The sequence below is a fragment of the Streptomyces sp. So13.3 genome (genome assembly GCF_005860785.2).
GTDB classification, from domain to species: Bacteria; Actinomycetota; Actinomycetes; order Streptomycetales; family Streptomycetaceae; genus Actinacidiphila; species Actinacidiphila fildesensis.
Genome location: NZ_CP048835.1, coordinates 5,926,157 through 5,952,375, shown reverse-complemented (window position 1 = coordinate 5,952,375; position 26,219 = coordinate 5,926,157). Strand labels below are relative to the sequence as shown.

Sequence of the window (26,219 nt, the reverse complement as noted above, 5' to 3'; positions counted from 1 at the left end):
GCCGCACCGCATCACGCAGCGGGCCCCCGACCGATGGTCGGGGGCCCGCTGTACGTGTGCGGTTGTGCGTGCCCAGGTGCTAGCTCTCCTCCGCCAGGCCGCCGATCGGGGCGAGCTCCTCGACCGTGGCGCCGTGCGGGCCGGGCTCGGTGACCATGGCGGCCTCCCGGGCGTGGCTGCGGAGGTAGCCGACGACCGTGTTCGTCACGGCGACGAGCGGGACCGCGACGACGGCGCCGCCGATGCCGGCGATGAGCGAGCCGGCGGCGACGGAGAGCACCACGGCCAGCGGGTGGACGCGGACGGCGCGGCCGAGGATGAAGGGCTGCAGGATGTGGCCCTCGATCTGCTGGACCGCGAGCACCACGATGAGCACCATCAGGGCGGTGAACGGCCCCTCGGTCACGAGCGCGACGACCATCGCCAGCGCGCCCGAGGCGACCGCGCCGACCAGCGGGACGAAGGCGGCGACGAAGATGACGACGGCCAGCGGCACCGCCATCGGCACGTTCAGGAACCAGATGCCCACGCCGATGAAGACGGCGTCGATGAGGGCCACTATCACCGTGCCGCGCACGTAGAGCGTCAGCGTCCGCCAGGCGCGCGGCCCGGCGCCCGCCAGCCCGTCGCGGGCGGCGGCCGGGAAGAGCTTGAGGGTCCAGTTCCAGATGTTGCGGCCGTCGTAGAGCAGGAAGAGCGTGCTGAACATCGCGAGCAGCATGCCGGTGAGCAGTTCGACGATGACGGTGACGCCCTGGAGGCCGGCGTCGGTGACGGCCTTGGTGTTCGTGCTGATGGTGTCGGTGAGGTTCTTGGCGAGCTGGTTGATCTGGTCCTCGGTGACGTGGAACGGGCTGTTGAGCAGCCAGCGCTTCATCTCGGCGACGCCGTCGGTGAGCTTGGTGGACAGGTCGTCGACGTTGTCCATCACCTGCCACACGACGAACCAGCCGACCAGGCCCATCAGCACGAAGCCGCCGATGAAGGTGATGCCGGTGGCGAGGCCGCGCGGTACCCCGGCGCGTCTGAGCCGGCCCACGACGGGCTGGAGCAGCGCGGTGATGAGGAGCGCGGCGACGAAGGCCAGGACGACCAGTTGGATGGCGCCGATGATCCGCATCAGCACCCAGACGGTGCCGGCCAGTACCAGCAGCCGCCAGGCGACCTCGGCCGCGACGCGCATGCTCCACGGCACGACGCCCAGCGGGTCGGGCAGCTGTGCGCCGCCCGGCGCCTGCGGCGGATGGCCGGCGGCCGCCACGGCCTTGGGCGCGGGCCTCGGCTCGGACCCGGCTGCGGTCCCGGATCCGGCCTTCCGCGGGACATGCGGTCGCGGCCTGGTCTTCGGCGGCGGGGCGTCGGGCTGCTCGTCCTGTTCGGCCGTCACCTCCGCGCGCCGTTCGTCGAGGCGGTCGGCGAGCTTGGCCAGCTTGGAGGCAACCACCGCGCTCCAATGGCGCTTTTCCGACATCGCGTTCCCCTGCCCCTTCGTTCCGGCACCCGCACCGGCATCGGTGAGGAGGACGACGTTACCCGTGCCCGGGGTTGCCTCTCCTGCCGCCCGCCCTGTACCGCTCCGCTCATGCGTGTGCCCCCCGACCGGCTGGGGTCGGGGGGCACACGGGAAAGCTCACCTGATACCGGGACGAACCGGCCGCCGTGACTCAGTACGAGTGGTGCTGCTGCCAGTAGGACCAGGCACCGCACGGGCTGTCGTACCGCTCGTTCATGTAGTTGAGGCCCCACTTGATCTGCGTGGCCGGATTGGTCCGCCAGTCGGCGCCGACGGAAGCCATCTTCGAGCCCGGGTAGGACTGCACGAGTCCGTACGCGCCAGAGGACTGGTTGGTCGCCGTGTAGTCCCAGCCGCTCTCGTGCTCCACGATGTTGGAGAAGCACTGGAACTGGCTGGAGCCGACGATCTGCAGGGCCATGGCCTTGACTTCGGCCGTCGTGTACGAGCTCTTGACCGCGAACGTCGCACGCTCCGCGGAACGGCTCGCCGCCGCCTTCGCCTCCAGTTCCCGGGCTTCCTTCGCCTTGGCGGCCGCTTCGTCGGCGGCCTTCTTCTTGGCGGAGGCGTCCTTGGCTGCCTGCTGGCGCGCGCTGTCCTCGGCTGCCTTCTTCGCTGTCGCGTCGGCGGCGTCGGACTGTGCCTGCGCCTGCTGCGTCAGTGAAGCCTGCTGAACCTGCTGGCCAGCGGGTATGTCCGCGAGTACGGTCGTCGCGCCGGCGGCCTCGACAGGCTGGTTGGAGCCCTGGTCAGCGCCTGCTGCGACGCCGACTACGGCGCCCACGGTGGTGACTGCGGTGGCCGAGGCCACTGCGAATCCCCGGACCGAGATCCGGCTCACACGATTGTCCTTCCAGCACCGTCCGCGTGGTGACCTCGCGGACCGAATCGTGCCCCTGAACGCTGGCCTCCCCTTGTTCCGGACCGCGAACGGTCCGACTGGTCACGGGGGCACTGGCCCGGTGCGGGTCCCTGACGGGATTCCGCGTGGTGCTCGGGCGGCTTACGGCGGCAACGCTGTTCAGTTCTGGGGTTCCACACCGCTGGGGGTGTGGGTGCGCCGTAAGCGGGGCCTGACAGCGTCACACCCTAGCGGGAAGGGAAGGCCGTCAAGCAATTTACGGATGCGTGGCAAACGTCACACGGCTTCATGAGCGGAAAACCCCGGCGCGGCGCGCCCCACAACGCTAGGCTGCTGCGCCCCTTGGGGACGCAGCAGCCTCAACTCACGCACGGTTACCGGGTCATACCCCGTTGTCCTCCAGCAACTCCGTCACCAATGCGGCGATCGGGGAGCGTTCGGACCGGTTCAGGGTGATGTGCGCGAAGAGCGGATGTCCCTTGAGCTTTTCGACGACGGCCACCACACCGTCGTACCGCCCGACCCTCAAGTTGTCCCGCTGTGCCACGTCATGGGTCAGAATGACCCGCGATCCGGCACCGATACGCGACAGAACGGTCAACAGGACGTTCCGTTCGAGCGACTGGGCCTCGTCCACGATCACGAACGCGTCGTGGAGCGACCGGCCGCGGATGTGGGTCAGTGGCAGCACTTCGAGCATGCCCCGCGCCACGACCTCCTCGATGACCTCCTTCGATGTCACCGCGGACAGGGTGTCGAAGACAGCCTGAGCCCAGGGGCTCATCTTCTCCGACTCACTGCCCGGCAGGTATCCCAGCTCCTGTCCGCCGACCGCGTACAGCGGCCGGAAGACCATCACCTTGCGGTGCTGCTGACGCTCCAGCACCGCCTCCAGGCCCGCGCACAGGGCCAGTGCCGACTTGCCGGTGCCGGCCCGGCCGCCCAGCGACACGATCCCCACATCGGGATCGAGCAGCAGATCCAGCGCGACCCGCTGTTCCGCGCTGCGGCCGTGCAGCCCGAAGGCCTCCCGGTCGCCGCGCACCAGCCGCACCCGGCCGTCCTCGGTCACCCGGCCGAGCGCCTTGCCGCGCTCGGACTGGAGGACCAGTCCGGTGTGCACGGGCAGGTCGCCCGCCTCGGGCAGGACGATGACCTCTTCCGCGTAGAGCCTGTCCACCTCCTCCGCGTCGACCAGCAGCTCCTCCATACCGGTCCAGCCCGACGTGATCGCCAGCTCGGCCCGGTACTCCTCGGCCGCGAGGCCGACGGAGGAGGCTTTCACCCGCAGCGGCAGGTCCTTGGAGACGACCGTGACGTCGTACCCCTCGGCCTGGAGGTTGCGGGCGACCGCCAGAATGCGCGAATCGTTGTCACCTAGCCGGAACCCGACGGGGAGCACCCCGGGGTCCGAGTGGTTCAGTTCGACGCGGAGCGTGCCACCCAGCTCGCCGATCGGGATCGGGGCGTCGAGACGCCCGTACTTGATCCGGAAGTCGTCGAGCAGCCGCAACGCCTGTCGGGCGAAGTAGCCGAGCTCTGGATGGGCCCGCTTGGCCTCCAACTCCGTGACCACCACCACCGGGAGCACGACTTCGTGCTCGTCGAAGCGGGTGAGGGCATTGGGGTCGGCAAGCAGGACGCTGGTGTCGAGGACGTAAGTGCGCCGGTCGTGCTCCCGGCGATTCTTGCTTTTCACCACGTGTGGACGAACCCCCTCGGGCAGAGGTCGGGGTGCGACAACGTCGCGCTGTACTGGGCCGGGACCGGGCGCGTGGGCCGGTCCGCGGCCCTCCGTAAACGGCACGTCCGTGGGCAATGGGCCTCCCGGGCGGACGAACCTGGGTGCCGTCCGCTGTTGACCGGTGTATGCCCTCGAAAGCGGGTGCCTATGCGACTGCATATGACAGCTGTGCCATCAATCCTGGCGCGGGCCCGAAAAAAGTGCGGCAGATGAACGGAAGATGCTGCGGCAGATGGCCGAAGGAGGCTACGGAGCGGCCACTCGGGGTCGGCCGCAGGAGGTACCCGGGATCGGCAGGAGGGGGTACTCGCGGTCGGCCGGACGTGGTCGTCGAGCCGGCCTCGGACGGCTACGAACCGTAGCGGCGGTGCCGCGCCGCGTAGTCACGCAGCGCGCGCAGGAAGTCGACCTTGCGGAAGGCCGGCCAGAAGACTTCGCAGAAGTAGTACTCGGAGTGGGCGCTCTGCCAGAGCATGAAGCCCGACAGCCGCTGCTCTCCGCTGGTGCGGATGACGAGGTCCGGGTCGGGCTGACCGCGGGTGTAGAGGTGCTCCGCGATGTGCTCGACGTCCAGCAGCTCGGCGAGGTCCTCGATGGACGTGCCGCGCCCCGCGTGCTCGTGCAGCAGCGAGCGGACCGCGTCCGCGATCTCCTGTCGCCCGCCGTAGCCGACCGCGACGTTCACGAGGATGCCCTCGACGCCATGGGTGGCCTGCTCGGCCTCCTTCAGCACCGACTGGGTGCGCGCCGGCAGCATGTCCATCGTGCCGACGTGGTGGACGCGCCAGCGGCCGGTCTCGGCCAGCCCGCTCACCGCGCCCTCGATGATGCCCAGCAGCGGGACGAGCTCCTCGGCGGGACGGTCCAGGTTGTCGGTCGACAGCAGCCAGAGCGTGACGACCTTGACCCCGGTCTCCTCGCACCAGCCCAGCATCTCGGCGATCTTGTCGGCGCCGGCCCGGTGGCCCTGCTCCGTCGTACCGCCCGCGGCCTTGGCCCAGCGCCGGTTGCCGTCCAGGATCACACCGATGTGCTTGGGTCCCTGGGCCAGATCGAGGCGGTGCTCCACTCGGCGGGCATACAGCCCATACACCAGGTCGCGCAGATTCATCGCGTACCAGCCCCTCCAGCGCTCGTCACCCGATCGCCACAGTACTGCGCGCGGCGGTGAGCACACGAACCGGGTGCCCGGCTTCCGGTTCGGATCCGGGGGCCCGGAGGCGTGATAGGCAGAGTGCATGAATAACCGTTCCCTCTACCGCGCCGCCGACGAGCGCTACGACTCCATGGAGTACCGCCGCACCGGCCGCAGCGGGCTGAAGCTCCCCGCGATCTCGCTGGGCCTGTGGCACAACTTCGGTGACGACCGCACCCTCGACTCGCAGCGCGCGATCCTGCGCCGCGCCTTCGACCTGGGCGTCACCCACTTCGACCTGGCCAACAACTACGGCCCGCCCTACGGCGCCGCCGAGTCCAACTTCGGGACGATCCTGGCGCAGGACTTCCGCCCGTACCGCGACGAGCTGGTCATCTCCAGCAAGGCCGGCTGGGACATGTGGCCGGGCCCGTACGGCGACGCCGGTTCCCGCAAGTACCTGCTCGCCTCGCTCGACCAGTCGCTGTCCCGCATGGGCCTCGACTACGTCGACATCTTCTACTCGCACCGCTTCGACCCGGAGACCCCGCTCGAGGAGACGATGGGCGCCCTGGCCTCCGCCGTCCAGCAGGGCAAGGCGCTCTACGTCGGCATCTCCTCGTACAGCCCCGAGCGCACCCGCGAGGCGGCCCGCATCCTGCGCGAGCTGGGCGTCCCGGCGCTCATCCACCAGCCCTCGTACTCGATGATCAACCGCTGGATCGAGGACGACGGACTGCTCGACGTCCTCGCCGACGAGGGCATGGGCTGCATCGGCTTCGTACCGCTCGCCCAGGGTCTGCTGACGGACAAGTACCTCGGCGGCATCCCCGACGACTCCCGCGCCGCCCAGGGCAAGTCCCTCGACCCGGGCCTGGTCAACAAGGAGACGGTCACCCGGCTCCAGGCCCTCAACGAGATCGCGCAGCGCCGCGGCCAGTCCCTCGCCCAGCTCGCGCTGAGCTGGGTGCTGCGCGACGAGCGCGTCACCTCGGCGCTCATCGGCGCGTCGTCGGTCAAGCAGCTGGAGGCCAACGTGGCGGCGGTCGGCGCGCCGAAGCTCACGACGGAGGAGCTGGCGGAGATCGACCAGTACGCGGTGGAGCCGGAGGGCGTGAACCTCTGGTCGGTGAGCAGCGAGGCGTAGGACTGACGTCGTCGCGGCGCGTTGCTTCGCGGCGCGTTGCTTCGCGGCGCGTTGCTTCGCGGCGCGTTGCTTCGCGGCGCGTTGCTTCGCGGCGCGTTCCTTCGCTTTGCGTCGGGCGGGGTGGTGCCGGTGGTGGTCAGGCGGTCGCCAGCAGCACTCCGCCCAGCGCGCCGATCAGCATGAACGGCCCGAAGGGCAGGGGCGTCTTACGGTTCGCCCGGCGGGTGGCCAGCAGCACGAGCCCGGCGACGGCGCCGAGGACGAACCCCGCGAACGTGCCCGCGAAGAGCACCGGCCAGCCGTACCAGCCGAGGGCGAGGCCGAGCGTCGGGGCGAGCTTCACGTCACCGAAGCCCATGCCGGCCGGGTTGATGAGGAACAGCAGGAAGTAGACGGCCCCGAGGACGACCCCGCCGAGCAACGCCCGCGGCCAGGAGCCCTCGTGCCCCGGCAGCAGGGCGGCGGCGCCCAGCAGGGCGGCCGTGCCGGCCAGCGCGGGGAGGGTCAGGACGTCGGGGAGCCGAAAGACGGCCAGGTCGATACGGGCCAGCAGCACGCCGAGCGGCACGAGCAGCAGCCACACCACCAGTTCGGGACGCGCCCCGACGAGCGCGGCGAGCGCGGCGCAGGCCGTGACGCAGAGGAGCACGGTGCCGTACGGGCGCTGCCGTGTGCCCGTCCCACCGTTATCGCTGCTCCCACTGCTCCCGCTGCTCCCACTGCTCCCGCCGATCCAGCCGCGCGGGCCCGGGGGATACGGCAGGCCGTCCTCGTCGTCCGCGCGCACCGGTTCCCCGGACGCGACCGCGAGCCGGTGGATGGCGCGCGGCAACGCGAGGCCCGCCACGATTCCCCAGACGGCGGCGACTGCGGTGAGGTAGACAGACATCCGGGGTCCTCCCGTGCGGGACGGATTCGGCACGGCGCGGGAGGCGCGGCCCTGCGGGGTTTCGGGGGCCGAGGCTACACGGAGGTGCGGGACGGATGGGTCTGACGGGTCGGACGGTCCGGTGGCAGGACGGCGGCGGAACGTTGCGGCTCACCGCGCCGGAAGCGGTGGCGGCGGGAGAGGCGGGAGAGGCCGGGGAATCAGCTGACGGCACGGGCCGGGAGCCGCTCCCGCCCGTACCGCTGGAGATCGCCGCGTCCTACCGGGCCAGGACCCGGGGACTGCTCGGGCGGGACGGACTGACGGGGGCGCTCCTGCTCACACCCGCGACGAGCGTGCACACCGTACGGATGCGCTTCGCGATCGACGTCGCCTATCTGGACCGCCGGCTGCGCGTCCTGGCGGTGCGCACCATGCCGCCCGGCCGCCTGGGGCGGCCCCGGCTGCGCGCGCGGCATGTGCTGGAGGCGGAGGCGGGCGCGATGGAGCGCTGGGGGCTGCGGCGCGGGGTGCGGGTGGAGATCGATGCCGGCTGACGTCCGCTGACCTCAGCTGACCTCAGCTGACCTCAGCTGACGTCGATGCTGTTGACGATCTGCCGCAGTTCATCGGGCCAGCCGTCGACGTCGGGTCCGGTGACACGGACGAGGACCGGGCGGCCGTGGCTGTCGGTCGTGGTGATCTCGACGGCCCGGTTGCTGCTGCCGTCCGCCGCCCGTTCCACGTACCGCAGCTGCTGGGCGGGCCGGCCGTCGATCGTCATGGCGTGTGCGCGGACGCCCCGCCGGGTGGCGCCGCCGGGCCACACGGTGATCTCGCCGACCGGGCGGCCGCCCGCGCCGCGGAGCACGGCGGAAGCCTGCGCGCCGGCGGTGCTCTTCCCTGCGGGCCGCGTTTCCTCCCACGCCTTCGGATGCGCTACGGCCACCGAGCCGCCGTGCATCACCTTCCACCCCTCGGGCGCTCCTTCACCGGCGGAGCACGCGCTCAGCACGGCGGCCGCGCCGACCACGCCCGCTACATACCGAATAATCCCCTTTTCCCGCATGGCGCCAATCTAGGGTCAGCGCGCGGTGCGCAGCCGGTCAGCACGCCGCGCGAAAGTCGCCCCACCGCACAGCGCCCACCCTGACAAGGAGCCCGCCATGGGAGATCTGACCGGCAAGACGGCACTGGTGACCGGAGCCTCGCGTGGCATCGGGCGCGCGATCGCCCAGCGCCTCGCGGCGGACGGCGCCCTCGTCGCGGTCCACTACGGCAGCAACGAGACCGCGGCCAAGGAGACGGTCGACGGCATCCTGGCGGCCGGGGGCCGGGCCTTCGCCCTGCAGGCCGAGCTGGGTGTCGAGGGCGATGTGGACACGTTGGTGCACGCCCTCGAACGCGGGCTGCGCGAACACACCGGCCAGGCACCCCGCTTGGACATCCTCGTCAACAACGCCGCGATCAACGCCGCCGGCGGGCCGATCGAGGCGGAGTCACCGGAGCGCTTCGAACGGCTCTTCGCCGTCAATGTCCGCGCGCCGTTCTTCCTTGTCCAGCGCGTGCTGCCGCTGCTCCGCGACGGCGGCCGCATCATCAACATCAGCTCCGCCGTCACCCGCATCGCGCTTCCCGAGACGATCGCGTACGGCATGACGAAGGGCGCGCTCGACGTCCTCGGCCACACCCTCGCCAAGCACCTCGGCCCGCGCAACATCACCGTCAACACGGTGGCCCCCGCCACGGTCGACACCGACGCCAACGCCTTCTGGCTGCGCGGCAACCCGGAAGCGCAGGAGCTGGTCGCCGCGGACACCGCACTCGGCCGCGTCGGCCTCCCCGACGACATCGCCGCCCCCGTCGCCTTCCTCGCCTCCGACGACGCCCGCTGGATCACCGGCCAGATCGTCGACGCGACGGGCGGCTGCCGGCTCTGAGGCTCCGGCGGGGGCGCGGGTGCGGCGGGCGCCCGGATGAGGGCAACAAAAAACGGGCCGGTTCGCAGGGGGGGGAGAGCGAACCGGCCCGAGGGGGGGAGTTACACCGTACCGCTTATGAGCGCGTGCTCAGCACCTCACGCGGCGGACGGTGTGAACGTAATCTCCACCCGGCGGTTCTGACGGCGTCCCGCTTCGGATGAATTGTCAGCAATGGGATAGTCCTCGCCGTAGCCGCGCACCTGGAAACTGTGGCTTGCGCCACCGGCGGATCCGAGCGCCTGGGCCAAAATTTTGTAGACGGCGTCGGCGCGTTGCTTCGACAACACGTCCCCGTGCTCGCTGCTGCCCAGGTTGTCGGTGAACCCGAAGACCCGGATGGGTGACGAAACCTTCTTTGCGTTGATGTCGCCCGCAATGGCCTTGATCCGCGCCGCCGCGGCCGGCGACAGCACCGCACTGTCGATCTCGAACAGCACCTCCGACTGCAGCGCGTACGTGATCGAGGAGTTGGACTCCTCATGCCGCTGCTCCGGCTGACTCGCACTCGTCGACGACTGGTCCGTGACCGCCACGATGTCCAGCACCTTCGCCGGCGCCAGCGTCGCCCCTTCCGGCAACTTCAGCCGCGGCGAGGTCGGATCGACCTTCACCGGCGCCGAAGGCGCCACCGTAGAAGGCGAAGCCGACGGCCCCCCATCCGCCCGCGCGATCCCGACGGGCCCGGCGAACGTGATCGTGACAACCGAAAGCGTGAGCACGGCCGCACCGGCGGCACGTCGCTTGGTACGGGGCATGATCGCTCACCCCTCCGAAATCTGGATCTTGGCGGGCGGCATGGTGGGGAGCTGGAACTCCACGGAGGTGGTACCGGTGGGTGGAGCGGGGAACTGGGCGAAGAACGGCCGGGTCTCCTTGGCCGGGACCAGCGTCAGCCCCATGGTGCAGAGGCACTTGCCCTCGGTGTCGCGGAGAATGTAGTACCGCTTCTTGCCCGCCTGATCGACCAGGACCGCGCCGGCGACAGACGGCCCCGACTTGACCAACGCGACCTCCTGACCTCGCCAGGAGACGGCAGTGAACGGCTTGTCACCGTTGTTCGTGATCGTGCCCTGCACCGTCACGAACCCACCGGCGTCACGCGTCGCCGAGTTCAGGGTGACGACCATGTTCTCCTCGCCCTTGATCTGGGCCAGCACCTGAGTGGGTTCCGCCGACGGCGTCGCGCTACCGCTGCTCGGTCCGCCACCCTTCGGCGCACCGGACTTGCTCGACGAGGCGTTGTCGGGCTTCTTGTCACCGTCCCCTCCCCCACAGCCCGCCACCGCGATGGCCCCACTGGTCACGAGCGCGACCACCGTCATGACGCGGCGGCCCGTCTCTCTGCGCCGATTGGTCATCGGTGTCCCCGTTCCATCGCTACGTGATCGGCTTTCATGTGCTGAGGTGAACCGTGTAGAACTGCGCGAGATTCAAGCGGAAGTCCGTCGCGGTCGGATCGATCGTCAGTTCTTCGCCCTTGTTGCAGGAGAACTTCACGGCCTTGCCCTCCACGCCTGCCACGACGCAGCGGCCTTCGACCACTGCCGTCGCGCTCGCCGTGGCGTGCAGATTCGCCGTGCCCTTCACGACGCTGCCCCCGACGGTCCCTCTGGTAAGAACCGAAACTGTGTATCCGAGCGGGCCTTCGACCCGGGCACAGGACTGTCGGTCGGCCCGGTTCGCGTTCGCGAGTCCGTCGGCCGCACCGCATGCCCCGACCCCCGGCATTCCCTGACCGTTGAGCAACTGAGTGAGCTTCGGGAGGTCGCCCTTGACGAGTGCCTCGAGAAAGGCGTCGTGCGCCTCGTCCCGGGCCTCGACCGCGGCACCCAGGGCCGCCGCGTCGGCGGCCGTCTGGGCACTGTTGCGGACACTGCTGGCCTGACCGACCGCGAAGAACGCGAAGGCGAGGAAGAACAGCGCGGCCACGGCCACGATGTAGAGGCCGAGGGTCTGGCCTTCCTCGCCCCGCGCAATCCCGTTCAGCCGCCCGCGCCCACGATGGCCGCGATCCTGCCCGTGATCCCGGTCAGAACCGCATCGCCGATAGACGTCGTACCGGCCAGCACTCCGATGATCACCGCGATCACCACCGCGATCCCCAGATACTCGAAGGACGTCTGCCCGCGCTCGCCTGCTTGGCGCGCCCAGACGTGCGCGGCGACGAGCCGCTTCACAGCCCATGTACTCATGATTGTCTGCCCCATCCTTTGTCACCTGACGAACGTCGGTCGCGCCTGATGCGACGGCCGGCTTCTCGTTCTCACGCTCGCCACGACCGCCGAGCTCGACGACACCTTCCACGGCGCACCGCCTCTCACCGGTCCGGTCCGTAGCGATCCGTTCTTGATTGCAGGTGCAAATATGGTTGCGTCTGCAAAGGTACACCCGAAACCCGTGCAACCGCAGCCCTTTACGCGCCAACTGGCGCATCCAATATGGCGGTTCGCGACAGGGAACATGACCGGATTCACCCATTCCCCAGGATTTGGCCGAAGTTGATCTGAGAACCCATGATCGTGCCGGTGAGCAGCAGGATCATGGTGGCCGGGACGAGCAGCATCGTGATCACGCCCGTCGCCTTCGGCACCGTCCGCGCCGCTCGCCTCCGTGCGTTCTGCGCCTCGGTCCGCCGCATGTCCTGGGCGATCTGCAGCAGCGTCCGTGCAATGGGCGCGCCCAATTCCTCGCCCTGTTGCAGCGTGCTCACGAACTGGCTCACCTGATCGCTCCTGTTGCGCTTCCGGAGCTGGTCGAAAGCGTCGCGACGGCTCACCCCGACATCCATCTGCCGCAGCGCAATGCGGATCTCGTCCGACCACGGTCCCTTGTAGACCGTGTTGACGCGCTCCAGTGCCTGACGGAAGCCGAGACCCGCGCTCACCACCACCGCCAGCACGTCCAGGAAGTCGGGGAGGGTGCGCTCGATGTCGTCGCGGCGTTTGCGGACCGCGAGCCAGAGGCCGAGGTCGGCCCAGCCCCATGCGTAGCCGACCAGAATCAGCGCCAGGAACCAGTGGCCGCTCGTGAGGAGAGCGAAGGCCGCCAGCCCGCCCAGCGCCCCGTACACCGCCCGCCGCGCCGCATACCGTTCCACCGTCAACCCGTGCGGGTGACCCGCGTGGTCGATCTTCATGCGCATTTTGGCGACGCGGGCGGGGCCCATCCAGCGCATCACCATCGGGGACCAGCGCATACCGAGTTGGTCGACGGCGTTGCCGGTGCGGGTGGTTCGGGTGCGGCCTACTTCCAGGGCGAGCATCAGGTCGTCGGGGAGCTTGGCGTCGGAGCGCAGGAGGGCGATCGCGTGGACGACGCCGACCGCGCACAGTGCCAGGGCGAGGGCCAGCCCGATACCGATCATCACCATGAGCAGCGCGCCCCCTTCATACGTCGATCCGGGACATCCGGCGGATCATCCAGAAGCCCACCACGTACAGGCCCAGCGAGATCAGCACGCAGATGCGCCCGAGGTTGGAGCCGGTCATCGCGCTCAGCGAGCCCGGCATGATCTGGTTCAGCAGGAACAGCGAGCCGATGCCGATGACGGGGACGGCGTACGCGGTGACCGTGACCTGCGACATCTGGGTGCGGATCTCCCGCCGGGTCTCCTTGCGCTCCTCCAGCGTGACCGTCAGGTTGCGGAGCGACTCGACGACGGAACCGCCCGCGCGGCTCGACAGGACAAGGGTGGAGACCAGGACGATGAGCTCGCGGCTGGGCAGGCGTTCCTGGAGTTCGGCCAGCGCGTCCTCGACGGAGTGGCCCATCGCCATCGCGTCGGCGACCTTCTTGAGCTCCTCGCCCGCCGGCGCCTCCAGCTCGTCCGCCGCCATGCCGACCGCGGTGCGCAGCGCGAGGCCGGCCTGGGTGGCGTTGGCCAGGACGCGGGCCAGTTCGGGCAGTTGGGCGATGAAGCGTTCGGTGCGGACACGGCGGCGCCACTCCAGGAAGGAGTACGCGGACCAGAACGCGAGGATCCCGGCGATCGGCCCGAAGAACGGGGCGAGGACGACGTCGGCGACGAGCCAGGCGCCGCCGACCAGGCCGACGGCCGCCGCGGTGAACTGGCCGGGGGTGAGGTCGGTGCCGGTGGCCGCGAGGCGGCCGGCGAGCCGGCGGCCCCAGCCGGTGGCGCGCACCCGGCGGTCCAGGGCGGCGAAGGGGACATGCCGCCCGGCGCCCGACCCCAGCTCGCCCGCGAGGCGTTCGACGAGGGCGGCGCGTTCGGCGCGGCCGCCGGACCAGGCGTGCAGGCCCCAGACACCCAGCGTCAGGGCGAGCAGGGTGGCTCCGATGACGATCAGCGGGAGCTGGTCGCTCACTTGGCCTCCCGGATGTCGAGTTCCAGTTCGCTGGAGCCGACGCCGAAGGCGGCCGGGACGTGTTCACCAGCCAGGTACAGGCGCTCCGCCAGCTCGCGGGGCAGCGGGTGGTGCTCGTACCAGCCGCGCACGATGCGGTCCGCACCGAGCGGCTCGGCGCGGAAGCGGGTGGCGCTGGTGAGCCGGAAGACGTCACGGCCGCGGGAGGAGAGCATGGCGATCTCGACGATGCGGCGGGTGCCGTCGACATGCCGGGTGAGCTGCACGAGCACGTCCACCGCGCTGTTGATCTGGTCGCGCAGCGCCTCGAAGGGGATCTTGACCTCGCTCATCGAGGCCAGCGTCTGCAGGCGCAGCACCGCGTCCTCGGCCGAGTTGGCGTGGACGGTGGCGAGCGAGCCGTCGTGGCCGGTGGACATCGCCTGGAGCATGTCGAGGGTCTCGCCGCCGCGGACCTCACCGACGATGATGCGGTCGGGCCGCATGCGCAGGGAGTTGCGTACGAGGTCGCGGATGGTGATGCGGCCCTCGCCCTCGACGTTCGGCGGCCGGGTCTCCAGCCGGATGACGTGGTCCTGCTGCAGCTGCAGTTCGGCGGCATCCTCGACGGTGATGATGCGCTCGCCCTCCGGGATCAGCCCGGACAGCGCGTTGAGCAGCGTCGTCTTGCCGGAGCCGGTGCCCCCGCTGACGATGATGTTGCACTTCGCGCGGACCAGCGAGGAGAGCAGCATCAGCATGTGCTCGTCGAGGGTGCCGAGGGCTATCAGTTCCTGCAGGGTGTAGGCGCGCGGGAAGCGGCGGATGGTGAGCGTCGGGCCGCTCAGCGACAGCGGCGGGATGATGACGTTGACGCGCTCACCGCTCGGCAGGCGCGCGTCGACCATCGGATTGGACTCGTCGACCCGGCGGTTGACGGTCGAGACGATGCGTTCGATGGTCTGCAGCAGCTGCTCGGCGGACGAGAAGCGGACGGCCACCTGCTCGACCCGGCCGCCCCGCTCGACGTAGATCTTGTCCGGTCCGTTGACCATGATCTCGGTGATGGTCGGGTCTTCGAGGAGCGGTTCGAGGACGCCGAGGCCGAGCGCCTCGTCCACGACGCGGCGGATGATGCCCGCGCGCTCCTTCGTCGACAGCACCGGGCCCTCGCGGCTGATGATGTGCCCGAGTACCCGTTCCAGCCGGGCCCGCCGCTCGGCGGTGGCGAGCGCCGACATCTCGGCGAGGTCGATCTCCTGGAGCAGCTTGGTGCGGTAGACGGCCACCATGTGGCCCTCTTGGGTCTGGGGGGTGGCCTCTTCCGTGACGGCGAGGCGGGCGCGCAGGCTCATGGCGTGGTGTCTTCTTTCGGCATGGTCGCGCTGCGCCGCACCGGACCGAAGATGCTCACGCCGGGGATGACGGACGGGATGTTGATGGTGGCGGTCATGGTGACGGAGTCGCCGTCGTCGGAGGCGGGCGAGATGACGGTGCCGTCCCGCAGCCAGTCGCTCACCGCGTTGCGGCCCGCTTCCCCCGCGTCCGGGTGCGGGGCGCGCAGCGCAGCGGTGCGGGCGGCGGTACGGGCGGCCGTGCCGGCCTGGTTGGCGGCGTACGCGACGAAGCCGAGCTGGATCCCGGCGAGGGCGATGAGCAGCAGGATCGGCAGGACGCCGAGGAACTCCAGGGACGCCGAACCGCGTTCACGCCACGTACGCGCTCTGCGCCCGGTCATCGCTTCGTCTCCTCGTCCACCGTGGACGCGTGGCCGTGCACCGTCAGCGGGAAGTCGATCGCGCCCGGGAACAGGACGGGGACCTGGAGGTTGACGGTGACGGTGACCTTGCCGTCGCTCCGGTCGACGGTCGTGGTGCCGTTCCACGCGCCCGGCAGGTCCCGCTGTGCCGCCGTCACCGCGTCCGCGTCCGTGCCCACCGCCGCCGCCCGCGCCGCCTCGTCCGCCGCGTGGCCGGCGAGCGTGAACGTGTAGCCCGCGAGCACCGCCTGCCAGACCAGGATCAGGGTGATGAGGATGATCGGCGTCATGCCGAGGGTCTCCAGGATCACCTGGCCCCGGTCGTCGCGCAGGCTGCGCCTGCCGCGCCGGGCCGCCTTGGGCAGCGCGTGGCCGCCGACGGCGAGGCCGAGTTCGGCCGCCAGCGCCCACAGGCCCTGCTTCACGGTGGAGCGGTTGTCGAGGTCGTGGAGGCGTCCCGCGTCGATGACGGACTGGAGTTCCTTGAACGCGGCGGGCACGACGGAGGCCGCGACCTTGGTGCCGGTGATGCGGGCGACGAGGGACGGCTGGATCTCGGTGCCGCGCGTGTAGCGGTTGACGACGGTCGTGGTGTCCTGCGGTTTGCGGATCTGCAGCCGGTCCCACATCCGGACCATGCGCTTGGCCGCGCGGACCGCGACGACGTCCGGGGTGGTGACCAGCAGCGCCGTGTCGGCGGTCTCGACGGCCACGGCGTTGGCCGTGGTCAGCTGGGTGCCGCAGTCGACGACGACCACTTCGTACCGCTGCCGGAGTGCGTGCAGGACCAGCCGCACCGACCGGTCCGTGACGTCCTCGCCGCGTTCGCCCTCGCCCGGGGCGAGCAGCAGGGCGGGCCCGGACTCGTGGACGTACATCGCGTCGTGCAGGACGCGCGACGAGATGTCGGCGATGTCGGCCAGGTCGGCCATCGAGCGGCGGAACTGGACGTCCAGGTACGAGGCGATGTCGCCGCCCTGCAGGTCCAGGTCGACGAGGGCGGTGGACCGGCCGGCGGCGTGCGCGGCCAGTGCGAGCTGGATGGCGGTGACGGTGGTGCCGACGCCGCCCTTCGCACCGGCGACGGCGACGAGGGTGCCGCCGGCCACGGCGGGCAGCGCGCGCTGCGGGCTGAGGTGGCGGCGGACCCCGCCGGCCCAGGCGGCGGCCGCCTCGACGCGGGCGCCCAACTCGTCGTACGACAGCGGCAGCCCGATGACGCCGCGCGCTCCGGAGTCCATCGCGGCGGAGAGCACGGCCGGGCTCGGGTCGGCGGTGAGCAGGACGACGCCGACGGCCGGGAAGCGGAGCGCGACCTCCCGTATCAGTTCCAGCGCGGGCATCGGGGTGATGCCGTCGTGCACGATGACGACCTCGGGCAGCTCGTCTATCCCCGCCTCGGCGGCCCGGGCGAGGGTGTCGAGCAGCAGCGTGGAGTCGGGCAGTGCGGGGCCCGGTTCCGCGCCGGGCAGCTGGTGCAGCAGACCGGCCAGTGCGCGGGCGGCATCCGGGTCACTGGTGCCGGACAGGATCCTCACGATCACCTCTTGCCTCCCGTGTCCCCCGCCAGGGTGTACGTGCGGTCGACAGCGGCCGGGGCGCTGTCGTCGCCCGGGGCGATCAGCGCCAGCCGGACGTGACGCGCGAAGGACTCGGAGAACGCGACGCGCTGGGCGTCGGCCGCGTCGAGCGCGAACGTGATCGGCACGCCCTGGGCGGCCTGCCGCTGGGAGTCCTGGCTCTTGTCGAACGCCTTGATCTCGCCGACGTCGATGACCCGCGCCCCGGTGACGATGATCTTCGAGACATCGGGGTCGGTGTCCTTCTTGCCCGCGAAGGTGGCGAAGATGTTGACCTTCGACCCCGGGGTGATCTTCCCGGCGACGCCGGTCTCCGCGTCGATCATGATGGCGATCTCCATCTGGCCGGACTGGAGCACCGGCCTGGCCGCGACCATGCCGGACTCCAGCAGCGAGCCGCGTTTCAGCGGGATCGCCGCGACCATCCCCTGGACGGAGGCGAGGTCGCGCACGGCGGTGTCGGGAAGCCACTTCTCCGGTATCCGGACCTTCTCCAACTGCCCGGACGTCACCGCCGTGTAGGCCGGCACGTCCTTGGTCAGCTGGTAGGCGGTGACCTTCGGGCCGACCTCCGACCGTGCGTTGCCGATGACCGTGACGACTCCCGCGAAGGCCGCCACCGCGCACAGCACGGAGACCACCAGGAGGACGACACCGCGTCGCTGACGTGAATTCATCGGCAGGCAGACCTATCGCTTATGGGGTTCGAGCTGGGGGCGGTTGGGGGCGGGCAGCTCCCGCGACGACGGTTCCTGCCGCTGGTGCTGCGGCTGGTACTGCGGCGGGCGCTGCTGCTGCGGCCGGCGTAACGGCTGCTCCTGGGCCGCGACCTGCTGCGTACGGTCGGAGCGGTCGGCGGCGCGGTCGGCACGGTCGCCGAGCCGCGTCGAGCAGAAGAGGCACTGGTCGCCGATCACCTCGAGGCCGCACCACGGGCAGGTGTCCCGGCGGACCGACGTGACCAGTTGGTACAGGATGCCGATGTCCGCGATGTACGCGGTGAACTCGACGAGCCGGCCGGTGCCCCACCACCGCGCCGACCCTTCCGGCAGCGGCACCTCGCGGATGTGCTGGGTGCGCCAGGCGGCGGCGAGCGGGCCGGTGACCCAGCCGGCGTCGAGGCCGTGCCCGGCGACCGCGAGCTGGGTGAGGAAGCCGGGACCCGGCGGGACGGCGTCGGGACCGGCCTCGGTCAGCCCCGGCTCCGGGTGGGCCATGACGGCGAAATGCCGCCCGGGGACCAGGGACTTGAAGTGCTTGCCGACGGTGACCGGCACCCGGTCGAGCTTGCTGACCGAGCCGAGCAGGGCGCCGGAGTACAGGTAGTACGAGAGCAGCCGGGCGGCGCCCGCGAGCACGCCTGGCCCCAGGTCGGTGCCGGCCAGCTGGCGCAGCTGCTCCCCGAGCAGCGCGGCGGCGAGCGGCGGCAGATCGACGGGGACGATCGCCATCCGGTCCGCTTCCAGCGCGGCACGCACGGTGTGCAGCCGGCGCCGGCCGGGGTCGGCGGGATCGGGCGAGGCGAGGGCGATGAGGTGCCCGTAGGCGTCGAGCGCCGCGGAGGTGCGCGCGACATGCTGCTCGAGCGGAAGCGCGAGATCGTCCGCTGTGACCGTTATGACGCTCGACATCCGCAGCCCTCCTGTCCCGCGCAAGGACCGTTCACCCGCCGGATCGCGTGCGCCAGCCTATCGATGTGTAGCGGAATGAGTGCGGAAAGTCGCGGATCAGGATCGGTAAACGCCTGGATGCGCCCCATGAACGACTGGTGAAGGCCAGAGGTCTTGACAACCCCATTGGTCTGGACCAGTTTGGTCGCACGCAGGGCACGCCGCCCAACCCTCATGCGCATTCCCCACCACCCCCCAACTCCTTGCCCCCAGGAGGCAGTCGTGGAACGTGCATCGCATGCTTATCGGAGACCGAAGGTCGCGCGTACGGCCCTCGCCACCGTGGGAGCCGCCTCGCTCGTGGCCGCAGGCTTCGCGATAGCCAACGTCGGGACCGCGCAGGCCGCCGACACCAATCTCGTCAGCAACGCCGGCTTCGAGAGCGGACTGTCCGGCTGGACGTGCACGGCGGGCAGCGGTGCGGCCGTCTCCAGCCCGGTGCACGGTGGGTCCTCGGCCCTCAAGGGCAGTCCGAGCAGCTCCGACAACGCCAAGTGTTCGCAGACCGTGAGCGTCAAGCCCAACTCCGCGTACTCGTTGAGCGCCTGGGTGCAGGGCTCGTACGTCTACCTCGGCGCGAGCGGCACCGGCACCTCGGACGTGTCGACCTGGACCCCGTCCGCCGGCTCGTACCAGCAGCTGAGCACCAACTTCACGACGGGCGCGAGCACCACCTCGGTCACCGTCTACCTCAACGGCTGGTACGCACAGCCCGCGTACTTCGCGGACGACGTCGTCCTGACCGGTCCCGGCGGCACTCCCACCACGCCCCCGACGACACCGCCCACGACGCCGCCGACCACCCCGCCGACGACTCCCCCCACGACACCGCCGACCACGCCTCCCACCACCCCGCCGACCACTCCCCCGGCCGGCAGCCTGCCCAAGCACGTCCTCACCGGGTACTGGCAGAACTTCAACAACGGCGCGACCGTCCAGACCATCGCCCAGGTGCAGAACCAGTACGACATCATCGCCGTCTCGTTCGCCGACGCCTCCGGCACGCCCGGCGGGGTCACCTTCAACCTGGACCCGGCGCTGAACTACTCCGTCGCCCAGTTCAAGGCGGACATCGCGGCGAAGCAGGCGGCCGGCAAGCGGGTCATCATCTCCATCGGCGGCCAGAACGGCACCGTGTCGATCAACGACTCGGCCTCCGCCACCAACTTCGCCAACAGCGTCTACTCGCTGATGCAGACGTACGGGTTCAGCGGCGTCGACATCGACCTGGAGAACGGGCTCAACTCCACGTACATGTCGCAGGCGCTGCGCAGCCTGAGCAGCAAGGCGGGGTCCGGCCTCATCATCACGATGGCGCCGCAGACGATCGACATGCTCTCCCCGTCGAGCGGCTACTTCGCCACCGCGCTGAAGATCAAGGACATCCTGACCGTCGTCAACACCCAGTACTACAACAGCGGTTCGATGAACGGCTGTGACGGCGGCGTCTACTCGCAGGGCTCCGTGGACTTCATCACCACGCAGGCCTGCACGGTCATCCAGGGCGGGCTCGACCCGTCCCAGGTCGGCCTCGGGCTCCCGGCCTCGACGAGCGGCGCGGGCTCCGGCTACGTCGACCCGTCGGTGGTCAACAACGCGATCGACTGCCTGACCAAGGGCACCGGCTGCGGCACCTTCAAGCCGGCCACCAAGTGGCCGACGCTGCGCGGTGCGATGACCTGGTCCACCAACTGGGACGCCAAGAACGGCAACCAGTGGTCCAACTCGGTTGGCGCCCACGTCCACGCCCTGCCGTAACGCCTGAATCACCCACCGCATGACTCACCGCGCCCCCCGGGACGGCTCACAGCCTCCCGGCGGGCGCGGTGTCATGCTGCGGCCGCTTCGGTGGGACGGCGTCTGCGCGACCACCACCGGTACCCGGCCAGCGCGAGGAGCCCCAGCGCCGCGGCGCCGCCCACCGCGGACCCCGCCTTCAGCCCCGGCGGGGTGAAGTCGCAGCTGATGGTGCGCGACGTGCCGTCCAGCGGGACCGACAGCAGGCCCAGGTGGTTACCGGCCGGCCGGGCGGCGGCGCCGCCCGTCGAGCAGCTCCACCCCTCGATCGCCGGGGCGGCGATCACGGCGACACCCGTGCTGCCGGGCGGCAGTTCGGCGGTCAGACGGCTGCCGGACACCGACACCCGCGTCGCACCGGTGGCCTTCAACGCGGCCACCCGGGCGGCGAGCTTCGCCGGGTCGAGGCAGCCGATCGGCTCCTTGGGGAGCGCTCCGGCGCCCAGCGCTATCAGGTCCACCCGCACATCGCCCGAGGCCGGCACCGTTCCCAGGGGCTGGACGGTCGCGCGGTTCTGCGGCGGGCGGGCGTCGAAGCGCACCCCGTCCGACACCCCGCGCAGCCCGCCCTGGCCGGCGAAGTCCGGCACCGAGAGGAACACCTCGCTGCCCGCCGGGCAGTGCGCCCGCAGCAGCTGCGTGGGCCCGCTCTTCCCCGCCTCGCGCGCCCTGACCCCGTACTGGCCGCCCAGCGTCAGCTTCGGCACGCTGCCGTCGGCGTCGCGTATCTCGACCCGCGGAACGGTGTACACAGTGACGCCGAGCAGCGCCTCCTGGTTGCGGAACGTGTTGTCGCCGTAGGACCGCGGTCCGCCGGCCGGGCGGACGGTCACCAGCGGGGGAACGTCCATCCGCGAGACCGACACCGTCGTCGTGTACGGGCCGCGCAGCGGGTGCCGGAACGGGTCCTGGTTGGAGTGCAGCCGGGCGCCGATCGAGAAGATCGCGTCGGTGACCGGCCCGTCGATGCTGCGCGGCGACCGGCCGCGCGAGGAGTAGCCGCCGCCGAGCGCGGTCAGCGTGCTCGCCCAGACCTCCGAGGTGAGGCTGCTGTAGTACTGGGCGCCCTGCCCGCCGACGACCAGCGGATCGTTGCCGACCGTCTGCCAGATGCCGGGATCCGTCCGGTACGCGGGCCAGCCGTCGGACCGGGAGACCGCGGCGCTCTGCACGTCCTGGCGCTGGCTCCACGGCCCGTAGTCGTCGAGCCGCCCGAGCCGCGCCTTGTCGTACGACGCCTCCGAGACCGCCGACTCCCCCACCTGCGCGCCCACCAGCAGCGCGGCTGCCAGCACCGGCGCCCAGCGGGCGGTACGCCGCCGGGCCTCCACCGACCGCAGCAGCACGAGGCTGCCGAGGACGGCCGTCAGGGAGAACGCCAGCAGCGGCACCGTCCAGGACTCCGTGACGACGCTGGTGCTTCCGATCGCGGTCACCAGCACGAGCAGCCCGACGCCGCCCAGCAGCGGCTTGAGCCGCGGCACACCCTGCGCGAGGGACAGCCAGCCGGCGATGACCAGCACCCCGCAGAGCACGAACGTCTGCCGGTAGGAACTGCCGTTGGGCGTGGCGAACGCGTGCCAGGCCAGGTGCGTGGGCTTCCACTGCATGGACAGCAGGACGATGAGAACGAGCGCACTCCAGCCGGCCCGCTCGCGCCGGGCGACCGCCGTGTTGAACGGCAGGGTCAGCGCGAGCAGCAGCGCGGCCGTGCCGACCCAGACGGCCGGGGTCCCGAAGGTGTACGTGCCGGGCAGCAGCCGCGCCAGCACGTCGGGCATGGCGGACGGCGCGAACTCGTTGACGCGGCCGGGGTGCGCGAGCTTCGTCGCCTTGAACACGACGAGGATCAGCGGCGCCGCCAGCCCGATGCCGAGCAGCGTCGCCAGCACGGCCCGCCCCAGCACGGCGAGCTTGCGCCGCACGTCCTCCCGGCCGAGCAGCAGCCGCAGCAGCAGGACGAGCGCGGCACCGATCGTCGCCATGTACGCCGTGTAGAAGTTGGCCGTCCAGGCCAGGGCGACGACCAGCGGGCCGAGCACCGGGCGCCGGTTCGTCAGCGCCCACTCGCCGACCAGGCACAGCAGCGGGAACGCGATGAGCCCGTCCAGCCACATGAGGTTGTACGACGCCTCGGCCATCGACCAGCCGCACAGCGCGTACGAGGCGCCGAGCGTCCCGGCCGTCCACCAGCGGCCCTTGCGGAGCGTCAGCAGCAGGAACGCCATCGCGGCGCCCGCCGACGCCATCTTCAGCACGGTGATCACGTACACCGCGAGGTCGATCTCGTCCCGCGGGAAGAGCCCGACCAGCAGCGCGAAGGGGCTGCTCACATACGTGCCGAGGTCGGGGAGGAAGCTGGAGCCGTACCCGGACTGCCAGTTGACGAGCAGCCCACCGTCGGCCCTGCCGTGCAGCAGGTCCCACAGGTGCGCGTGGAACGGCACGAACTGGTTGCCCAGGTCGCTGACGCTCCGGCTGTGGCGTCCGAACGGAAAGGTCGTCGCGACGGCGTCGCCGACGCAGAACGCCAGAGCCGTGATCAACGCGGCCAGGGCGGTGGCGCGGCGGCGGATGTGCGGTGCGGGGGCGGACCCCCGGTCCCCGGTCCCGGTGGCGGTGCTGGTGTCGCTGGTGTCGTCGGCATCACTGGTGGCGCTGTCACCGGCCCCTTTCAGGGCGGCTTCCTTCGTCGGCATGGCTTCCTCCGAAGGGGACGCTAACCCGCCGGAAGACCGGATGCGCCCCTTGACCCGAAGTGCCCGTTCACCCGACGCCTCCGCTTCAGTGGGTGTTCATCGCGCGTTCCGTCGGCGCGGGGAACCGAAGAACTTCCGGATGTCTCCCGTCAGCCGGTCCGCGGCGCATCCGACGCTTCCGACCAGCGAAAAGTCCCCATCACGGCGTCGAACAGCTCCACCATCAGATCGGCCAGCCGGGGCTCGGCCACGGCCGTCGGCGTCGAGAACGCGGCGGCCAGACAGCGCCCGGGGACGTCCGGGACGGGCAGCACGTAGTCCACCCGACGCGCCTCGCCCACGACGTACTCCCGCCGCTCCTTCCTGCCGCCCACCGCCAGCTCCGACACCACGAACGACGCCGGCACCGGTGCGGCTCCGCCGCGCGGCCGTACGGGGAGGTAGAGGTCGAGCCCGGCGCCGTCCCGGCGCGCCCTGACCGCCAGCTCCCGCAGCCGGCCCTCCAGCCGGACCCGCACCTGAGCCACCGCGTCCCCGCGCGAACCATCGAAGGCCGAGGTCACGATCCCCCGGATCGCGTCCTCGGTCCCCTCCCGTAACGGAATCCGCCCCCAGCCGGGCGGCAGCACCAGCCGGTATCCGCCAACCATCACAACTCACCCTTTTCCGTCGCCGGTTCATGCCTGTGACCTATGCCCGGCCAGATCGTTCCACAGGAACACAACCCCACAGGAGTCCGGACATATGTCCAACACATGCACCAGCGCTGCCGACTTGAAGGTCGACGGCCGCCTCCTCGACGCGTCGGAGCACTCCCTCAGCTCCATCCGCACCGCCCTCGAGCGCTGCCCCGCCACCCAGGACGCCCTCGCCCACGCCGTCGGCGCCCCGCGCATGGCCGAGGTCATGCACACCTTCGCCGACAACTGGAAGGACAACAGGAAAGAGACCCTCTGGAACCTCGGCCAAGTCCTCAACCTCGTCCGCGGGACGAAGGCGGCCTTCGCCGCCGTCGACCGCGACCTCGCCGCCCGAGCGAAGGGCTGAGCCCTCCCGATGCCCCACCGCCCCCGCGACTGGCACCCCCTGCGCACCGAGGACCCCTACGCCGACCCCACCCCCGGCTCCCCCGCCGACATCCGCACCGGCCGCCGGACCATGACCGACACCGCCATCGAGATCCGCACCCAGATCACCCGGCTCCGCGCCCTCTCCGACGGCACGGGGCTGAAGGGCGACTACGCCGACGCCCTCCAGGACGGCGCGGACCGCCTGCGCGACAAGCTCGGCAAGGTCGCCGACCGCTACGAGGCGGTCGCCGTCAAGGTCTCCGCCTGGGCCGAAGCCGTCGAGGACGCCCAGCACCAGACCGCCGCCGCCCACCGCGCCGCCACCGCGGCGCACGACATCATCACCCCGCTCGACGCCCTCCCCGAAGCCGATCTCACCCCCACCCAAAAGAGCGACCTCGACCACGCCCGCGCCTCACTCATCCGTGCACAGGCCGCCTTCGACGGCGCCGTCGGCGACTACGAATCCGACGCCCGCCGCCTCTCCGGCGCCATCGAGGACCTCCTCGACGACTCGCTGGAGGACTCGTGCTGGAGCTGGACCTCCAACCTCCTCGAACGCAACGCCGCCTGGATCAACGAAGCACTCGAAATCATCGGCTGGATCGCCACCGTCGTAGCCATCGCCGCCGTCCTCATCGCCTGCGCCCCCACCGCCCCCGCCTGGCTCGCCCTCGCCGCGTCCTGGGCCATCGCCGGAGCCGAAGCCGCCACCTACGGCACCGCCCTCGTCCACACAGCCCTCGCCGCCACCGGCAACGGCACGTGGGCCGACGTCGGCCTCGATGTCGTCGCGATCCTCACGCTGCGCATGGGCAAGGCGGCGGAACAGGGGGTAACGGCGGGAGTGGACGCCACGCGGGTTGCCTCGCGGCAGGCGGCGAAGGACGCCGTATCGGCGGCCCGGGCCGAACAGAGCGGAGCCCGGCAGGAGATCGCGCGCGAGCTGCGAAACCGGAGCATTGCGAAGCCAAGACGGCAGTTTCTGGAAGGCCAGTTGAAACGAATGAACGCGAGGGCCCGCGCGGCGGCGAAGTACCCGTCGCAACACGAACCGGAGGTGTCGGCAGCCGACGTATTCAACGCAGGCGGATCACGAGAGTCCGCAGTTTCTCGAAAGATCAATGCGCATGAACTCGCGAAGCATGCCGACAACCCTGCGGTGCAGGAAGTGACACGGCGTGCCGAAAGCCACGCAGTGAGAAACCAGCAAGCATTCGTGGTCGGTTCAACGGCCGACCTGGCCGATAAGAGCCTCGGGAGCAGCGGCATCTTTGAGAGGAAGCCGAGCGTGAAACCTTACGACGACGCGAAGAACTCCCTTCGCTTTCACACTAGTTGGCTCGATCCAGACATCGGGTCGCCGATCAACGCGAGGGCGCAGACATGAGCTGGGTCGATACCTACTACCCATTGGACCGGTGGGCCGACATCACGCCGCCCGCCACCTGGTCCGACAGTTCCTGGGGAACTCGGGACATGTGGGCCCGATCGACTGCCGAGACGGTCCTGCTGCTGCGTGGACAACCTCATAGCTGGCTCGCGAATCGGCGCTTGGCGAAGAGGCTTCTCCGGGCCTACGACGTCTACGCCAAGCAGCCGCTCGGAAAGCACACCTATATCCACCTGGGGAACCTGCGGCAGCAGCCGCTGCCTGTCACCGTCTCCTATGGTCCCGCCGAAGGCGATAAGCGCGGCGCGCTCCAGCGCCTGGTCCGCGCCGAGGACCCCGAGCTCCTCCGTCCACCCCAAGTGGACACCTTCCACGCCGGCCACCTCGGCGAGGGCCTAAAAGCCCTGGGGCACGTCGAGCTCGACGGCAACGAGATCGTCGCCAACCTCTGGTACGCCTTCCGCGACGAGCACCACGCCGTGGACGTCGTCGTGTTCGCGTCGACCGGGGATCTCGTACGGCTCGGACAAGTGATGCCCGACATCGATGCGCTCGTGCACGGGATCAAGGTGCGGGCGGATGACGAGGACGGGTGGTGGGCGGGGGTTTCCGACGACATTCCCGCCGAGGCCGGCGCCGACGACTGATGGGGGTGGCCGGCCCCGCCGGGCCGGCCACCCCCATCCACCAAACCGC

26 protein-coding genes are annotated in these 26,219 nt (G+C 70.7%); 7 read left to right on the top strand and 19 right to left on the bottom strand.

Features of this window, described 5'->3' with window-relative positions:
• Positions 1-79 precede the first annotated feature (79 nt).
• The 4 genes from C8250_RS26975 to C8250_RS26960 all read right to left on the bottom strand — a co-directional run bounded on the left by C8250_RS26975 (position 80) and on the right by C8250_RS26960 (position 5,230).
• On the bottom strand, positions 80-1,471 hold the full coding sequence (locus C8250_RS26975) for an AI-2E family transporter (protein ID WP_138352118.1): 1,392 nt from the start codon (positions 1,469-1,471) through the stop codon (positions 80-82).
• 193 nt (positions 1,472-1,664) lie between these two features.
• Positions 1,665-2,354 (bottom strand): transglycosylase SLT domain-containing protein, encoded by a 690-nt coding sequence (locus C8250_RS26970; protein WP_138352119.1) that lies wholly within the window; start codon positions 2,352-2,354, stop codon positions 1,665-1,667.
• Positions 2,355-2,757: 403 nt separating this feature from the next.
• Positions 2,758-4,077 carry a PhoH family protein gene (locus C8250_RS26965; RefSeq protein ID WP_138352120.1) on the bottom strand — a complete coding sequence of 440 codons (1,320 nt, stop codon included), beginning with the start codon at positions 4,075-4,077 and terminating at the stop codon, positions 2,758-2,760.
• A 391-nt stretch (positions 4,078-4,468) separates the two neighbouring features.
• Complete coding sequence (locus tag C8250_RS26960; RefSeq protein WP_138352121.1) at positions 4,469-5,230, bottom strand: isoprenyl transferase; 762 nt, start codon at positions 5,228-5,230, stop codon at positions 4,469-4,471.
• Positions 5,231-5,357: 127 nt separating this feature from the next.
• Between C8250_RS26960 and mgrA the strand changes: the two genes are divergently transcribed.
• Entirely contained in the window at positions 5,358-6,401 is a 1,044-nt protein-coding gene (gene mgrA / locus C8250_RS26955) for an L-glyceraldehyde 3-phosphate reductase (RefSeq protein WP_138352122.1), read from the top strand.
• Between the two features lie 136 nt (positions 6,402-6,537).
• On the opposite strand, the gene C8250_RS26945 is transcribed toward mgrA, so the two are convergent.
• On the bottom strand, positions 6,538-7,290 hold the full coding sequence (locus C8250_RS26945) for an A24 family peptidase (protein ID WP_138352124.1): 753 nt from the start codon (positions 7,288-7,290) through the stop codon (positions 6,538-6,540).
• Between the two features lie 95 nt (positions 7,291-7,385).
• Here C8250_RS26945 and C8250_RS26940 point away from each other — a divergent pair, with 95 nt between their 5' ends.
• Positions 7,386-7,826 carry a DUF192 domain-containing protein gene (locus tag C8250_RS26940; protein WP_138352125.1) on the top strand — a complete coding sequence of 147 codons (441 nt, stop codon included), beginning with the start codon at positions 7,386-7,388 and terminating at the stop codon, positions 7,824-7,826.
• A 32-nt stretch (positions 7,827-7,858) separates the two neighbouring features.
• Here the strand turns inward: C8250_RS26940 and C8250_RS26935 are convergent, their stop codons facing one another.
• The gene (locus C8250_RS26935) at positions 7,859-8,338 is read right to left on the bottom strand and encodes a hypothetical protein (protein WP_138352126.1); all 480 of its coding nucleotides are present in this window, start codon (positions 8,336-8,338) and stop codon (positions 7,859-7,861) included.
• A gap of 97 nt (positions 8,339-8,435) precedes the next feature.
• On the opposite strand from C8250_RS26935, the gene C8250_RS26930 reads away from it, so the two are divergent.
• A complete protein-coding gene (locus C8250_RS26930; protein WP_138352127.1) occupies positions 8,436-9,209 on the top strand; it encodes an SDR family oxidoreductase in 774 nt (257 codons plus the stop codon).
• Positions 9,210-9,346: 137 nt separating this feature from the next.
• Here C8250_RS26930 and C8250_RS26925 read toward each other — a convergent pair whose 3' ends face one another.
• From C8250_RS26925 to C8250_RS26875, 11 genes are all read right to left on the bottom strand, one after another.
• The gene (locus C8250_RS26925; protein ID WP_138352128.1) at positions 9,347-10,006 is read right to left on the bottom strand and encodes an OmpA family protein; all 660 of its coding nucleotides are present in this window, start codon (positions 10,004-10,006) and stop codon (positions 9,347-9,349) included.
• 6 nt (positions 10,007-10,012) lie between these two features.
• Complete coding sequence (locus C8250_RS26920; protein ID WP_138352129.1) at positions 10,013-10,609, bottom strand: hypothetical protein; 597 nt, start codon at positions 10,607-10,609, stop codon at positions 10,013-10,015.
• Between the two features lie 34 nt (positions 10,610-10,643).
• Positions 10,644-11,228, bottom strand: a complete 585-nt coding sequence (locus C8250_RS26915; RefSeq protein WP_274599427.1) for a pilus assembly protein TadG-related protein — start codon at positions 11,226-11,228, stop codon at positions 10,644-10,646.
• Positions 11,229-11,233: 5 nt separating this feature from the next.
• Positions 11,234-11,443, bottom strand: coding sequence for a hypothetical protein (locus C8250_RS26910; protein ID WP_187144994.1), 210 nt, complete (start codon positions 11,441-11,443; stop codon positions 11,234-11,236).
• A gap of 278 nt (positions 11,444-11,721) precedes the next feature.
• The gene (locus C8250_RS26905; protein WP_138352269.1) at positions 11,722-12,615 is read right to left on the bottom strand and encodes a DUF5936 domain-containing protein; all 894 of its coding nucleotides are present in this window, start codon (positions 12,613-12,615) and stop codon (positions 11,722-11,724) included.
• A 22-nt stretch (positions 12,616-12,637) separates the two neighbouring features.
• Positions 12,638-13,576, bottom strand: coding sequence for a type II secretion system F family protein (locus C8250_RS26900; RefSeq protein WP_138352131.1), 939 nt, complete (start codon positions 13,574-13,576; stop codon positions 12,638-12,640).
• A complete protein-coding gene (locus C8250_RS26895) occupies positions 13,573-14,910 on the bottom strand; it encodes a CpaF family protein (protein WP_138352132.1) in 1,338 nt (445 codons plus the stop codon). Before C8250_RS26895 ends, C8250_RS26900 begins: the two co-directional genes overlap by 4 nt.
• The gene (locus C8250_RS26890; protein ID WP_138352133.1) at positions 14,907-15,293 is read right to left on the bottom strand and encodes a TadE/TadG family type IV pilus assembly protein; all 387 of its coding nucleotides are present in this window, start codon (positions 15,291-15,293) and stop codon (positions 14,907-14,909) included. Before C8250_RS26890 ends, C8250_RS26895 begins: the two co-directional genes overlap by 4 nt.
• Complete coding sequence (locus C8250_RS26885; protein WP_138352134.1) at positions 15,290-16,858, bottom strand: AAA family ATPase; 1,569 nt, start codon at positions 16,856-16,858, stop codon at positions 15,290-15,292. The genes C8250_RS26890 and C8250_RS26885 overlap by 4 nt, the downstream gene beginning before the upstream one ends.
• Positions 16,855-17,571, bottom strand: coding sequence for a Flp pilus assembly protein CpaB (cpaB, locus tag C8250_RS26880; protein WP_138352135.1), 717 nt, complete (start codon positions 17,569-17,571; stop codon positions 16,855-16,857). Before cpaB ends, C8250_RS26885 begins: the two co-directional genes overlap by 4 nt.
• A gap of 12 nt (positions 17,572-17,583) precedes the next feature.
• Positions 17,584-18,525: a hypothetical protein gene (locus C8250_RS26875; RefSeq protein ID WP_244809372.1), complete on the bottom strand. Its 942-nt coding sequence runs from the start codon at positions 18,523-18,525 to the stop codon at positions 17,584-17,586.
• 261 nt (positions 18,526-18,786) lie between these two features.
• On the opposite strand from C8250_RS26875, the gene C8250_RS26870 reads away from it, so the two are divergent.
• Complete coding sequence (locus tag C8250_RS26870) at positions 18,787-20,322, top strand: glycosyl hydrolase family 18 protein (protein ID WP_244809370.1); 1,536 nt, start codon at positions 18,787-18,789, stop codon at positions 20,320-20,322.
• 71 nt (positions 20,323-20,393) lie between these two features.
• Here C8250_RS26870 and C8250_RS26865 read toward each other — a convergent pair whose 3' ends face one another.
• Positions 20,394-23,060, bottom strand: a complete 2,667-nt coding sequence (locus C8250_RS26865; RefSeq protein WP_138352137.1) for a YfhO family protein — start codon at positions 23,058-23,060, stop codon at positions 20,394-20,396.
• Between the two features lie 149 nt (positions 23,061-23,209).
• On the bottom strand, positions 23,210-23,710 hold the full coding sequence (locus C8250_RS26860; protein WP_138352138.1) for a hypothetical protein: 501 nt from the start codon (positions 23,708-23,710) through the stop codon (positions 23,210-23,212).
• A 94-nt stretch (positions 23,711-23,804) separates the two neighbouring features.
• Between C8250_RS26860 and C8250_RS26855 the strand changes: the two genes are divergently transcribed.
• The 3 genes from C8250_RS26855 to C8250_RS26845 all read left to right on the top strand — a co-directional run bounded on the left by C8250_RS26855 (position 23,805) and on the right by C8250_RS26845 (position 26,170).
• Positions 23,805-24,107, top strand: coding sequence for a hypothetical protein (locus tag C8250_RS26855; RefSeq protein ID WP_138352139.1), 303 nt, complete (start codon positions 23,805-23,807; stop codon positions 24,105-24,107).
• Positions 24,108-24,218: 111 nt separating this feature from the next.
• Positions 24,219-25,520: a hypothetical protein gene (locus C8250_RS26850; RefSeq protein WP_138352140.1), complete on the top strand. Its 1,302-nt coding sequence runs from the start codon at positions 24,219-24,221 to the stop codon at positions 25,518-25,520.
• Positions 25,517-26,170 (top strand): hypothetical protein, encoded by a 654-nt coding sequence (locus C8250_RS26845; RefSeq protein WP_138352141.1) that lies wholly within the window; start codon positions 25,517-25,519, stop codon positions 26,168-26,170. Before C8250_RS26850 ends, C8250_RS26845 begins: the two co-directional genes overlap by 4 nt.
• Positions 26,171-26,219: the final 49 nt, after the last annotated feature.